The following is a 257-nucleotide window of genomic DNA, read 5'->3' as shown; positions in this document are numbered from 1 at the left end:
AGTCATCGTTACGCATAATATGCAGCAGGCCGCACGCGTCTCGGGCCGCACGGCATTTTTTATGCTCGGGAAACTAATCGAATACAACACGACGCAAAAGATGTTTCAAAATCCGGACGAAAAGCTTACGGAAGACTACATTACAGGTAGATTCGGCTGATTATATCCTGTTATAATAAAAATTTTCCCTGCGAATTACCCGGGTGTCATTATAAGGCTTAGAAATGGAAAGAAGAATTATTGACCAGCAATTGGAC

Annotated in this window: 1 pseudogene; it reads left to right on the top strand. The window is 42.4% G+C overall.

Features of this window, described 5'->3' with window-relative positions:
- Window positions 1–160: pseudogene (locus tag AC6UDG_RS07695) on the top strand (phosphate ABC transporter ATP-binding protein); the annotation flags it as partial.
- Window positions 161–257: the final 97 nt, after the last annotated feature.

The organism is Fructilactobacillus sp. X2R1C1 (assembly GCF_059901435.1).
The sequence above is the reverse complement of the archived record's forward strand: the minus strand, read 5'-3'. Positions and strand labels throughout refer to the sequence as shown.